Annotated in this window: 12 protein-coding genes and 1 riboswitch; of the genes, 3 read left to right on the top strand and 9 right to left on the bottom strand. The window is 61.0% G+C overall.

Annotation, left to right across the window (positions count from 1 at the left end; genetic code table 11):
* Window positions 1–49: 49 nt before the first annotated feature.
* Entirely contained in the window at window positions 50–1258 is a 1209-nt protein-coding gene (locus BM438_RS34895; protein WP_093644205.1) for a D-amino acid dehydrogenase, read from the bottom strand.
* Window positions 1259–1433: 175 nt separating this feature from the next.
* Window positions 1434–1527, bottom strand: a riboswitch (glycine riboswitch).
* A 137-nt stretch (window positions 1528–1664) separates the two neighbouring features.
* Between BM438_RS34895 and BM438_RS34890 the strand changes: the two genes are divergently transcribed.
* Window positions 1665–2297, top strand: a complete 633-nt coding sequence (locus BM438_RS34890) for a LysE family translocator (RefSeq protein WP_054035436.1) — start codon at window positions 1665–1667, stop codon at window positions 2295–2297.
* 31 nt (window positions 2298–2328) lie between these two features.
* Here BM438_RS34890 and BM438_RS34885 read toward each other — a convergent pair whose 3' ends face one another.
* Complete coding sequence (locus BM438_RS34885) at window positions 2329–2856, bottom strand: GNAT family N-acetyltransferase (protein WP_093644203.1); 528 nt, start codon at window positions 2854–2856, stop codon at window positions 2329–2331.
* 12 nt (window positions 2857–2868) lie between these two features.
* On the bottom strand, window positions 2869–3441 hold the full coding sequence (locus BM438_RS34880; protein WP_093644201.1) for a helix-turn-helix domain-containing protein: 573 nt from the start codon (window positions 3439–3441) through the stop codon (window positions 2869–2871).
* Between the two features lie 223 nt (window positions 3442–3664).
* Between BM438_RS34880 and BM438_RS34875 the strand changes: the two genes are divergently transcribed.
* Complete coding sequence (locus tag BM438_RS34875; protein ID WP_093644199.1) at window positions 3665–4369, top strand: YceH family protein; 705 nt, start codon at window positions 3665–3667, stop codon at window positions 4367–4369.
* Between the two features lie 62 nt (window positions 4370–4431).
* Here BM438_RS34875 and BM438_RS34870 read toward each other — a convergent pair whose 3' ends face one another.
* The 5 genes from BM438_RS34870 to BM438_RS34850 all read right to left on the bottom strand — a co-directional run bounded on the left by BM438_RS34870 (window position 4432) and on the right by BM438_RS34850 (window position 8886).
* The gene (locus tag BM438_RS34870) at window positions 4432–5271 is read right to left on the bottom strand and encodes a MipA/OmpV family protein (protein ID WP_093644197.1); all 840 of its coding nucleotides are present in this window, start codon (window positions 5269–5271) and stop codon (window positions 4432–4434) included.
* Complete coding sequence (locus BM438_RS34865) at window positions 5268–6152, bottom strand: alpha/beta hydrolase (protein WP_093644195.1); 885 nt, start codon at window positions 6150–6152, stop codon at window positions 5268–5270. The genes BM438_RS34870 and BM438_RS34865 overlap by 4 nt, the downstream gene beginning before the upstream one ends.
* Window positions 6153–6155: 3 nt before the next feature.
* Window positions 6156–6926, bottom strand: coding sequence for a DUF4118 domain-containing protein (locus BM438_RS34860; protein WP_093644193.1), 771 nt, complete (start codon window positions 6924–6926; stop codon window positions 6156–6158).
* 280 nt (window positions 6927–7206) lie between these two features.
* Window positions 7207–7725 carry an SLATT domain-containing protein gene (locus tag BM438_RS34855; protein ID WP_093644370.1) on the bottom strand — a complete coding sequence of 173 codons (519 nt, stop codon included), beginning with the start codon at window positions 7723–7725 and terminating at the stop codon, window positions 7207–7209.
* Between the two features lie 102 nt (window positions 7726–7827).
* The gene (locus BM438_RS34850) at window positions 7828–8886 is read right to left on the bottom strand and encodes an LLM class flavin-dependent oxidoreductase (protein ID WP_093644191.1); all 1059 of its coding nucleotides are present in this window, start codon (window positions 8884–8886) and stop codon (window positions 7828–7830) included.
* Between the two features lie 185 nt (window positions 8887–9071).
* On the opposite strand from BM438_RS34850, the gene BM438_RS34845 reads away from it, so the two are divergent.
* Window positions 9072–10046: an aliphatic sulfonate ABC transporter substrate-binding protein gene (locus tag BM438_RS34845; protein ID WP_093644189.1), complete on the top strand. Its 975-nt coding sequence runs from the start codon at window positions 9072–9074 to the stop codon at window positions 10044–10046.
* Between the two features lie 70 nt (window positions 10047–10116).
* Here BM438_RS34845 and BM438_RS34840 read toward each other — a convergent pair whose 3' ends face one another.
* Window positions 10117–11394: an acyl-CoA dehydrogenase family protein gene (locus BM438_RS34840; RefSeq protein WP_093644187.1), complete on the bottom strand. Its 1278-nt coding sequence runs from the start codon at window positions 11392–11394 to the stop codon at window positions 10117–10119.
* Window positions 11395–11724 lie beyond the last annotated feature (330 nt).

Genomic DNA, 11724 nt, shown 5'->3' with positions numbered 1-11724 from the left:
AGTGCTGCCGGTGTCCTTGCGGGCACCGGGCCTGTCGCAAAAACGCCTACTAAATCACCCCCGCCAAAACCTGCGCCGTAGCCGCCGACAACGTCCACCCCAAATGCCCGTGCCCGGTGTTATAAAAAACACCTCGCCGTTTCCCACGCCCGACCTTCGGCAACATGCTCGGCAACATCGGCCTCAACCCCGCCCACGGAATCACCTTCGAGGTCGACACCTCAGGAAAATACCGTCGAGTCCAGTCGACCAGAGGCGCAATCCGATCCGACCGGATATCCCGATTGAACCCGTTGATCTCCGCCGTCCCCGCAACCCGAAACCGGTCCACGCCAAGCCGGCTCGTCACGATCTTCGCGCTGTCGTCGAGCAAACTGACCCACGGCGCGTTCTGCTGACTCACTTCATCATCGAGACATACGGTGATCGAATAACCCTTAACCGGATAGACGTTCACGTGATCGCCAAGCATCGCCGCGAAGTCGCGGCTCTTCACACCGGCGCACACCACGATCCGCTCGAAAGCAAACCGTTGCGACTCACCCTCCAGATTGACCATCAACGAAAAGCGTCCCTCAGCCGGCTGCTCGATCGCCGTAATTTCCGCGTCGTAGTGAAACTCGACACCATGCCGCACGCAAGCTTCAGCCAACCCGCGCGTGAACTTGTGAATATCGCCAGTGGAATCGGATGGCGTAAAAAATCCACCAAAAAAATCACCATGCAGCGTGGGCTCGATCGCGTGCAACTCGCTCGACGTCACCGGATTCCGCTCCAGCCCGCCTTCGCGCAGCAATTCATTCACCTTGCTGGCCGCATCGAATTCCTTGCGCGTCTTGTAGATGTGCAAGATGCCGCGCCGCTCCAGATCGAAGTCGATCCCTTCGCGCTCGGCTATCGAAAACAGATGCTCGCGCGCCGCAATCGCGAGCCGCACCGTTTCGACGGTGTTCGTCCGGTAATGAGGAATCTGCCTTAGAAACTCGCCCATCCACGAATACTTGTGCCACGTGGGCATCGGATTGAGCAGCAGCGGGGCGTCGCGCGTGAGCATCCAGCGCAAGCCCTTGAGCACCGTGGCCGCGCTGTTCCAGACTTCGGCATTGCTGGCGGACAACTGGCCACCGTTGGCGAACGAGGTCTCCATCGCCGCATAGCGATGACGTTCGAACACAGTGACGTGGTGGCCGCGTTGCGCCAGGGCGTGCGCAGTCGTAACGCCGGTAATGCCGGCGCCGATAATGGCGATTCGTGACATGACATGGTCCAGAGTAGTTGAGCATCACCGGTGTCGATTTCGTGTCGAAACCGGCGTCGATGCCCCATCTGTCCATGTACCTGAGAGTTTCTTCCTGTGAGCATACGCATCGCGATACATGCGGTATGCAGGGAATCCCCTTCGGTGGGCGCGCATGGCGCCGCTCTCCAGATGTTCCAGCTGCGCGGTCCTTTTGCCTGAGAGTTTCCGGGGCGGTTGCTCCGTCGGCGTCGTCACAATCCTCTGACGATCTCTCCCGCGCTGCATTGCAGAACGGCTAGACGATACCGGGCAATAAATTTCGCCGCAAGTGTTTCTTTCGATGCAATGCGCCATCGGCACAGTACCAGTGGCATCGGCTATATTTAGCGGCACTGCCCGACTTCAAATCCCACAGGAGAACGCCGTGCCCGCTGCCACAACGCTGCTCGCCTTTGCCCTGGTCTCGCTCGGCATGGTGCTCACGCCCGGCCCGAACATGATCTATCTGATCTCCAGATCGCTCTGTCAGGGGCGGCGCGCAGGGCTCGTGTCGCTCGGCGGCGTCGCGCTCGGCTTTGTGTTCTACATGTTTTGCGCGGCGTTCGGTATCACCGCACTGCTGTTGACGGTGCCCTACGCGTACGACGCGCTGCGTTTCGGCGGCGCGCTCTACCTGCTATATCTGGCGTGGCAGGCAGTCAAGCCGGGCGGCCGCTCGCCGTTCCAGGTGCGCGACCTTCCGCACGACAGCCGCCGCAAACTGTTCACCATGGGGCTCGTCACAAACCTCGCGAATCCGAAGATCGCGGTGATGTATCTGTCGCTGTTGCCGCAATTTATTTCACCGGAGCACGGCAGCGTGCTCACGCAGTCGATCGCGCTGGGTTGCGTGCAAATTGTCGTCTCCGTCACGATCAACGCGTTGATTGCGATCATGGCAGGTTCAATCGCCGGGTTTCTCGCTGGGCGGCCGGTATGGCTGCTGGTGCAACGTTGGCTGATGGGCACCGTGCTCGCCGGTCTGGCTGTACGGATCGCGCTCGATTCGCGCCGTTAAGTCACGCGACGCAGACACGCCTGCGTCACGCTCACAGCATCTTGTACATGATGGTGGTCGAATCAAGCCGCTCCTCCAGCGTGTCGCGGCAAAACTGCGGGATCACACCAGCCGTCTGATAACCGAGCGCGGCATAGAGCGGCTCGGCCTTGTCGCCGGTGCGCGTATCGAGCGTCAACAGGCTGCGCTGCAACTGGTGCGCACGCTGTTCCAGTTCCGCCATCAGCGCTTTGGCGATGCCCTGACGGCGGAACGACGGATGGACCAGCAGCTTGCGCACCTCGGCGCGATGACGCTGGTTCGGCATCGTGTCGTAATCAAGTTGCACGGTGCCGGCAATCGCCTCGCCATGGCGAGCAACAAAAAGCACCAGCGCACCCGCACGCAGCGACGGCAGCACCTTGCCGCGCCAGAACGCCTCACTTTCCTCGACGCTATACGGCAATACAAAGCCAACGCTCGCACCATCACGGACGCAGGCACGCAGCAGCGCGCCGAGTTCGGGCAGATGGCGAACGAGGTCGTCGGCGGAAAAGGTCGTGATGCTGGTCGCGTTCATGGTGGCTCGAACTCAGACGATGAAGAGGATGTAGCGCGCCGCGCTATGCGAGGGCGTGACGAACGCGCTGGGACCGAACAGCTGGTAGCGCAGACAGTCGCCGGGTTGCAGATCGTGACTTCGGCCGTCGACGGTGATCTGCAATTGCCCTTCAAGCAGGATCAGATGATGTTCGAGGCCGGCTCTCGGCGACGCGTCGTAGGTGATGCGCACACCTGCATCGAGCTCGCACTCCAGCGCCTCGCCGCTCAGCGCCTGGGCGGGTGGCGACACGGAGCGGCGCCGGAAACCGACGCTCGGGTCGACCCAGACCGACTGCGCGTCGCGCGGCACGAGCGGCGCGAAATCTTCTTCGACCATGTGCATGAGACGCGACATCGGCAAACCGTAAGCGACGCAGAGCTTGCCCAGCACGCTCGCCGTGGGGCTCACGGCAGCGTTCTCGAGGCGCGAGAGGGTGGCGCGGCTGACGTTGCTCAGCTTGGCGAGATCGTCGAGCGACCAGTTGCGCTCGGCGCGTAATCCGCGCAGACGCTGGGCGATGCGACGGTCGATGGCGTTGTCGTCGGTGAGTGCGTTTTCCATATTCGGGAAATTATCTCGAATATGGGAATTCGTCAACGAAACAAAAATGCGCCGACGCGGGTGCGGATGCGTTCCGGGCACGCTTCGCCATTGCGGAGATTCGTACACTGCGAGCGGTCGCGCCGTTTATCATAGTGGCCACAAACTAAAACCTGCCGCCAGGCTGTGCAACGGTGAGGGACACCATCCACGAGACCCGGCGGCGCATGCCGCGACATCTTCTATGAACTCGACTCCCGACGCTGTTTCCCGTCCCTCCATCCGCGCTTTGACCTTGCTTGAAGGTCGCGTGCTCGGCGTGCTCGTCGAAAAGCAGCACACCGTGCCGGATAGTTATCCGCTTTCGCTGAACGCACTGACTTTGGGCTGCAATCAGAAAACCGGCCGCGCGCCCGTGATGAATGCGACCGAAGCCGAGGTGCTGACCGCCGTCGACGGATTGAAGCGGCTGAGCCTCGTGATGGAAGGCAGCAGCAGCCGCGTGCCGCGCTTCGAGCACAACATGAATCGGGTGTTGGGCTTGCCGAGCCAGTCGGCTGCGTTACTGACCACGTTGCTGTTACGCGGTCCGCAGACCGCAGCCGAATTGCGTTTGAACAGCGCGCGCCTGCATGGATTTGCCGACATCTCCTCGGTCGAGGCGTTTCTCGACGAACTGGCTGCCAACGATCCGCGGCGAGTGGCGAAGCTGGCCCGCACGCCGGGCGAGCGCGAAAATCGCTGGATGCATCTGCTATGCGGCGAAGTCAGCGCAAGCGATCTTGCCCAGCCGGGTGGAGACGATGAGGTCGTGCCGCTGTCGGCTTTCGAGGCAGTCAAAGCTGAACAGAAGCGGCTTGCCGACGAGGTGAGCCGGCTTCAGGTGGTGGTGCGCCGGATGGCTGCTGAATTGGGGATTGAAGTTGAAGAGCTGCGCACGGAGGATTGAACCGCGATTGGCATTTGGTTTCTCGCACGCTGCGAGCGTGGGGACGTGCGAGAAACCAGAAACTAGAACTTATAGTTCACCGAAGCGAGCGTGTTGAGCTCGAATCTCTTTTCGGTAATCGGGCTATTCGCGGCGTCATGCTCCAGTCGCCCGAAGGTCGCGGAAACCGAGCCATTCCAATGTTTCGAAAAGTCGTAAGTCACCTGGGCATTCATATGGACGTCCCGCACGCCCGCACTGGTGCTGTACGTGGGCAATCCTGACGCCGCGCTCTGCTGCTCAGACACGCCGAAAAACGTCCGCGTATAAGTGCCATTCGCCCAGGTGAAACCTGGTCCCACCGAGAACAACCAGCCGCCAACCGGGGCGGACGCCACGAAATCCGTGCTGACCGTCGTCCCCTGGTGATGCCCGGCGATATCCTGGTACAAGGCCACCGACCCGGTAAACGCCCACCACGTGTAGTCAGCGAAGAGCTTCAGTTTCGGCCCGCCATTCACATTGCCAAGTCCATGCAGGCGTGGATCGTCGGACTCCTTGCGCATCTGGAAATCGAAGCTCAACGCAGCGCCCACGTGGTAGGCAGGGCCGCGCAGCACGTTCACGCCGAGCACGTCAGGGCCCTGCGAGAAAATCCGGTCGTCGTATGAGATGTCCAGCGCCGGGAACGGGAATACGCTCAACTGGCGGGACCCCGGGTACTTGGGCGTAATCACCACGCCAGGACCCACGCCGATTTTCCATTTGCTGCTGGTGGCCGCGCCGGTGCTGGCGTCAGTTGTCGCGTTCGGACTTGCATCGTCCGCGTAGGCCGCGCGTGCAGCGCAAAGGCCGAGCGCCGCGGCGAGCAGTAGCGACATACGTGCGGGCTTGCCGAACCTCAGCGTGGTATTCGCCGTCATGCGCGCTCCTTGCCAAGCGCCGCAAGTTGCCTGAGGCGTCGCGCCAAAGCCTTCGAGACGACCTGTTGTTTGCCGTCGTCGCCGCTATGGACGGCTTCGCTTTCGCGCAGGAATAGGGCGGTTTCACGCGCGACGATTTCGCGCTCGTTGTCCGACGTAATCATGTGATACGAATCATCCAGCCAGATTGTGCGTAAAAAGGCAGCGCCGATATTCGCGGCGACAAAGCGGGCATTGCGCGGGCTCGACGTCTCGTCGTCGATCGCGTGGACAATCAGACAATCGGTCTTGATGTCGCGTACCTGCGTGCGCACGCTCGCGGCAAGGCGGCTCGCCTGGTGCAAGGCCGGCAATGAAATCGTCGACGGACCGACTTCGCTGAAATCGCTGCGCTGCATCGCGCGAGCGATCTTTGCTCGTAGCGCTTCATTGCGCAGGCCGAACGGCGCCTCTTCACGGTAGCGCCAGCGTTTGCGCATTGGCGTGAAGTACGCCCAGTTGAGCAGGAAACGATACCAGGGGATCGCCCAACCGTCGTATGAGAGCGTCAGCGACAACAACACGAGCGACTGCGCCCCTGGACGGCGATGCGCGAGAGCCAGCGCCAAGGCTGCGCCGATCGATAGTCCGCAGATTGAGACGCGGGCAAAGCGCCCGGCCAAAGCGTCGTACTCGCGCACGGCGGCTTCGAGCCATGCCTCCATTGCCTCTTCTTCAGAGCCGGCGCTGTAGCCCGGCAGGACCGGCGCGCACGTAGTGAAGCCTTCAGCATTCAGAAAGCGGGCGAGAAAACGCAATTCGAGCGGCGAACTCGACAGGCCGTGCAACATCAGCACGGCATGATCGTCGCCGGGTAAGAAGAGACTCGTCGGTTGACTCATGGATCAGGCTCCGATCCGTAGGACGAGAAACTCGCCGGCGTGGGTGGTGAACCGCTCGCACATGCACTCGGTCAGCTTCGACGGACCGTCGCCGCTTTTCAGGTGCACGCGATGGCTGCCAGGCCACAGCGCTTTGCTGAGCCGCTGGATGTCGTCGGGATCGACGTCGGTAAAGCGCGGGCCTGGCGCAATCTCGTTGGGCAGACGCGGCAGCATGCCTTGCGATTTGATGTCGTTGCCGGGCTGTAGCGCGTTGCGCTCGAGCGCCTGAATGAAAATGAAAGTTCTGTGGTGATGGGATAGGTGGCGCAGCAGCCGATGCGTTTCGTCGACGCCGCGGCGCGCCAGCATGCGTTCGTTATCGTGACGCAGCAGCATTTCATAGCGCGATTGCGCAACCGATGCGATCAGTTCGGCACGAAACTGCGAGCGGCGCAGGCGTTCAATCAGCACGATGACAATCAGCGTCACCAACGGATACGAGACCAGCAGGACCACGTCGGCGCGATCGAATACGGCGATGGTGGCGTAGGGCGGGACGAACAGATAGTCGGCGATACCGAGGCCGAGAAACATGACGGTGAGCGCCGGGGCCAGCCCGCAAAAATACTCGACCAGGGCCGCCGCGATACAGAACGCGGTGCCCGGCATGATCGGTCCCAGCAGCGGATGGAGTACCAGGCGTACTCCGCTCGCGATCGCCAATGCGGCGGCCGCGGTGAGCCAGACGCGGGTTCCCCGTGGTGCCCAACGACGGGCGTTTTGGACTTCCATAATCTTTTTTTAGGGAGCGATTGCGCTTCCCGATTGAGTGTGGCACTGCGCTTTTAAGCGCAGGTCGGACGATACCATAATCGGGCGGACGCAAAGGCCCGGAAAGACGTAAATACCGGAAGGCCGGGCGGGGCTATCGTGTTTCGAATAGGTGGCGGAAAAACATACCTGTGAATAGGGGTATTCTCACCAGCGTGGATTGTGCAGGCAGTGTCCTTAAGTGACGCTTAAGGACCGCAAATTGAAGTTGATGCCATTTACAAATGAGTGGCGCGGCCGCTCAGGCATCGCGACTGCGTCGCGGTTCGGCGGACAGGGTTCGCTGGGTGCGATAGAAAATGCGCGGCGGCACGTTGGGTGAATCTTCTGCAAGCCGGTCGAGTTCGTCGCGGATCGCGGTGAGATAGTGGCCATCGCGTGCGTCGGCGTCACCGGCGAAGATCGCTTCCAGCCTGCGCCGTACAGCGCCATAGCGGGCCCCCGCCGCGCGATGCTTTTCCGCACGCTCCGCATATCTGAGGAAGGTTTGCAGCGCGGCTGAGACCGCCGCCGCAACGCTCACGAAGCCCACAAAGATCCTGAGCGCCGGCGAGACAGCGGTCGAATTCAGCGACGCAAACACGGCCGTCCCCACGAACGCGGTCAATGCCGTGACCAGCCAGCCGACGCTGCGGTCTCGCGCTGATAGCAGGTCGGCCATGTCGTAATGGCTCATCTGGGATTCACGCGCGCGCCGGATCCACTTCAGCAGAAGCTGGTCTTCGTCGACCGGGGGCTCGTACGCAGTCAGGTTCTTCATCTCGCTCATCGGGGCTGTCCAGTATCGCAAGCGTAGCGCATGCGTTTGACGATACTGTGCCACATGAGTGCGACGCGCTGAAAGCCGCGCACCTCGCCCGGATCAGCCGAGCAGGCGACGTACCCGTGGAATCACTTCCTCGGCAAAAATACGCATGTCAGTCTCGAACGGCTGGAATTGCAACATGAACAACTCGATCCCCGCACGATGAAAATCGGCGATCCGCTGCGCGACTGTGTCATAGCTGCCGACCAGTCCAGCCGCCGTACCGCCGTTCGAACCTACACGCGGCGTTTGCGCGAAGGTCTGGAACATCACCGCCTTGGGGTCGATGTTCGATTTCTGTTGTTCACGGAGCGGAGCATCTTTTGCGGCCAGTGCGAACAGATGGGCAAGGTGCTGATCGGCGGCTTCGCCGGATTCGCGAGCGATGACGAAGGCCGACAAACCAAAACGTAACGGCTCATGCGGAGCAGGGCGCTTGCGGCCGGAGACATCCGCGATCAACGCTTTGACGGCATCCAATGGTTGGCCGTTGATGAACCACACGTCGCCCTTGTCGGCGACTAGCTCCCGCGCCGGTTCCGATTCGCCGCCCACATAGATGCGCGGACGGCTGCGAAACGGATCCGCGGGACGCAATAGATAGTCATCCACATTAAAATGCTCGCCGCGAAAGCGCGTACGCTCGCCGCGCAGCAAGGAATCCACCACCGTGATCCATTCACGTCCGTACGCATAACGCGCGTCGTGCTCCGCGAAGCCGATACCGGCGCGCTCCAGCTCCGGGCGATTCCACGCGTTGACAAGATTGATCGCAAAACGCCCGCCACTGATGTGTTCGATCTGCTGCGCCATCTTCGCCAGCACCACCGGGTGATACAGATATGGCTTGATGGCGGCGATGATCTCGATGCGCTCGGTCAGTGCCGCGAGCGCAGCCGAGGCGGTCCACGCTTCGAGCTGATCGAAGTCGGGATTGTGCGGATTGATCGTATGTTGCGCGACCAGCACGGAGTCGTAGCCAAGCCGCTCGGCTTCGAGAACGAGGGCTTTGTTTCGCGCCCACGACGCGTCGTACGGTTCATCGGGGTCCTGCAGCGCTGCGCGGCTGCCATGAACCAGCGCCCAGATACCGAAGCGGGGAGGGAGTGTCGACATAAAGCAGAAATCTCCACGGTAAAAGCGTGTGCTTCAACTCGCATCAAACCTCGAATGATGAGCGATGCCGCCGCCACGCGTTCCAATTTCTACCCATATCGATCGATGAAATCAGTCTTTGGCCATGCGTCGTTCTTTTATATATTCAGCGATTCCGCATACTCCCACCACATGGATCTCGATCGATGCCCCTCGCTTTCTCCGGCTCCCGAAGCCTGCGACGCCTCTGCGTATGCCTGACGTTGATCGGCGGCGTGCTGTCGACTGACGTGGCATACGCCAACGAAACGGTGTCGATCAGCTACCAGCGTTCATCGACGCTATTTATTCTGTTGAAACGAACTGGCGCGCTCGAGAAGAAGCTCAACGCGCTCGGCTATGACGTGAGCTGGCACGAGTTCTCGACGGGCCTGCTGCAGTCGCTCAACGCCGGCAGCGTCGATCTGCATGCGGATGTGGCGGATGCCTTTGCGCTCTTTACGCAGGCCGCCAACGCGCCGTTGACCTACTACGCCGAAGAGACTTCGGCGCCGACCGCCCAGGCGATCATCGTGCCGCCGGATTCGCCGATTCATTCCGTTGCGGACTTGAAGGGCAAACGCGTGGCGGTGTCCAAAGGATCGGGCTGCAACTTCCTGTTGTTGAGCGCTTTGGCGAAGGCGGGTCTGACGATCAACGATATACAGGTGCGCTATCTGGAAGCGCCCGACGCGCTCGCCGCATTCCGTGGCGGCAATATCGATGCATGGGCAATCTGGGACCCGTTTCTCGCGGCTCAGCAGCGTGAGGCGCATGTTCGCGTGATTGCGGACGGCAGCGGCGGCGTCGCTCAATACAACCGGTTTTATACAGCGACAACGGCCTTCGCCGACAAGCATCCGGATGTGCTGCGCGTCGTATTCGACGAATTGAACACGACCGGCAAGTGGGTCAAGGCGCATCCTCAGGAAGCCGCACAGATTCTCGGCCCGGTGTGGGGCAATATTCCTGGGCCGACTGTTGAGTTGGCCAATAGCCGCCGCAGCTACGACATCGTGCCGGTGAAACGCGATCAATTGGCCGAACAGCAGCGTATCGCCGACACGTATCGCGCGGCGGGGCTGATTCCCGCTACTTTGAAAGCGACGGACATCCGTATCTGGACGCCCTCGGCGAAGTGATTCAGGGGAGCCGCTGCATCTAGCAGCGGCCGGGCAAGAAGTTCTACGGCCGCGCGAGCGGCCTTAGTCGTTACAGTTGAGCAGCAGTCGCGGTGAGGACTTCCTGATTCCGCGCCACACCAAACCTCTCCTTGTGCGCATTCCCATTCAGATAGAAATCACCGATAGCAGCTTCACGGATGATCGCCGGATTGTGCGACGCCAGCACGCGAGCATTGCGCCAGTAGCGATCGAAGCGACGCTTTTCACTGGTCGCCGAAGCACCGCCCACTTCAAACAACAACGTCGCCGCCTGCAGGGTTTGTTCGATAACGATCTGCTGCGCCTGGAAAGTCTGGATGTCGAGACGCACATAGGTCTGTTCACCAGTGCGACCTTCCTGCCGCGCAACTGACACTTCATCGATCGCGTTGGCTAGCGAAGCGCTGATGCTCTGCGTCGAGTAAGCAAGGCTCGCGAGCCGGCCGACAACACGATGCACCAAGGGATTGTCACGCGGGCTCGATTCACCCGGAATACCGAAGGTCCGCGTTTTACCCTGCGTGAACGCCACCGCATCGCGCAACGCCGCACGACTGATGCCGGCAAGGTTCGCGACATGCAGTGCCTGATAGTAGGCAGTAAGCAGACTGTTACGGCGTGGTTCGGAGGCGTTATACCGCCGGTACAGATTGTCGAGCGAGACCGGCACGTGATCGAAACGTGCCGTACCGCTACCGGTCAGACGCTGCCCGAACCCATCCCAATCGTCGATACGGGCGAGGCCCGGCGTATCGGTTTTGACGAGTACGCGGACGTCGCTTTCGCCGTCGTGCGCGGTAACGTCGACCCAGTCAGCGTAGAGCGTGCCCGTGGTGTAGTACTTCTCGCCGTCGAGATGCCACGCCCCGTTGGTTTGGGTAAGACGCACGCTGTTGTTGGTCACGCCGGTGCGTTCGGAAACGGCGCCGCCGATAATTTCACCTTGTGCGATACGCGTGAACCATCGGTCACGCAACGATTCATCGCCGTTTTCCAGCAGCGATTCGATAAATCCACCGTGCACGCGCAGGATTTGCGGAAGGTTCGAGTCTGCTTCGCCGAGACGCGTGATCAGCGCAAAGAACGCTTTCAGGGAGATGCCTTCGCCGCCGAAGCGCTTGGGTACGCGCAGTTTGGTGTAGCCGGCTTCGCGCAGCCATTCCACCGGCGCGTAGGCCAGTTCCCGATTCTGTTCGCGTTCTACTGCGCCTTCGGCGATGCGGGCGAATACGGGCGCGAAGCGTTGGGTTAGTTCGTTTTCGCCGAACGGGTCTGCTGCGTCTGCGGTTGTGAGGTTCGGAAATGCGTGCAATTCAGAAGTTGGCATGAGTTCTCCAGAGCGGGCCGGGCGCCGAGCGCAATCTGAGAACGGTACGGGACGGGAAGGGGGCGGGCAACCAAGTATTTGGCTGATTCTTAGAACGGGGAGTGAAATGGTTTTTGTGCCTGCGGGGCGCTTGTTGTCAGTGTTCCTGGGGCTTTGGCCTTTCCTTGTTCTGGCTTTGGTGCCTTTCCTTGCATTGTTAGTGGTCTATTAGCGTTGCCCCTGTGCGGGGCGGCACTGTAGTGGTCCAATGACTATGGACACCTCTAAAGGGGATAATTCTCCAAACGAGGTGAGAAATGAGCAGACGGAACATACCCGAAGAATTCAAGG

This window comes from Paraburkholderia aspalathi, from assembly GCF_900116445.1.
Lineage (GTDB): Bacteria > Pseudomonadota > Gammaproteobacteria > Burkholderiales > Burkholderiaceae > Paraburkholderia > Paraburkholderia aspalathi.
Note: the sequence above shows the minus strand (reverse complement) of the source record. Positions and strands in the feature narration are given on the sequence as shown.